Origin of the sequence: Halobacillus sp. BBL2006, from assembly GCF_000786645.1 — a bacterium.
Taxonomy (GTDB): domain Bacteria; phylum Bacillota; class Bacilli; order Bacillales; family Halobacillaceae; genus Halobacillus.
Window position 1 is genome coordinate 1 of record NZ_JRNX01000916.1, and the last position, 736, is coordinate 736.

At 37.4% G+C, this 736-nt stretch carries 1 protein-coding gene and 1 pseudogene; both read right to left on the minus strand.

The features are described 5' to 3' along the window. A pseudogene (locus LD39_RS22880) lies at positions 1 to 114 on the minus strand (VUT family protein); the annotation flags it as partial. A 158-nt stretch (positions 115 to 272) separates the two neighbouring features. Next, positions 273 to 473, minus strand: a complete 201-nt coding sequence (gene cspD, locus LD39_RS21055; protein ID WP_035553516.1) for a cold-shock protein CspD — start codon at positions 471 to 473, stop codon at positions 273 to 275. Positions 474 to 736: the final 263 nt, after the last annotated feature.

The window sequence follows — 736 nt, forward strand, 5'->3', positions numbered from 1 at the left end:
CGTCGACATACCGATCCATACAAAGAGACCGGGCTTCCCAAAAATTTTATATACGGTTAATAATAAAGTAAAGTTAATGATTGCGAAAATGATCCATAACCATTCGTTGCTCATCCATATAGCCTCCTTAGTTTTGGTATCGCGGGAGTTTGCGAACCGCGGATGATTTCTCATACCAACAGCAAGACATTATACGATGAGTCTACTGCATTTTCAAGGAAAACTATATAAAAAAACGGCAATCTCAGGGAGAGATTGCCGTTTGTAAATATTTATGCTTTCACAACGTTAGCCGCTTGCGGGCCACGGTCGCCTTCTACGATTTCGAAAGTTACTTCTTGTCCTTCTTCAAGAGATTTGAATCCTTCTTCTTGGATAGCAGAGAAGTGAACGAATACGTCATTTCCGCCTTCTACTTGAATGAAGCCATAACCTTTTTCTGCGTTGAACCATTTTACTGTACCGTTTTGCATGATACGATTCCTCCTAAAAAACTTGCACGTCAAACGTGGAAATTACAAATAGTCAATCTTTCCATAAAAAAATCCCAAAAGAACCGATGGAATATAAATTCCAAAGCACTTCTTATGGGAACTACCTGTCATTTATGATTCCGATCAACATATTTGCTTACCAATAATATATCGTATCAGATAGAGAGCGTCAACAAGTTACCGCAATTTTTTAATTCATTTCCAGCTAAGATTCAGAATCAATCTTTTTGTAATTTTTTTCT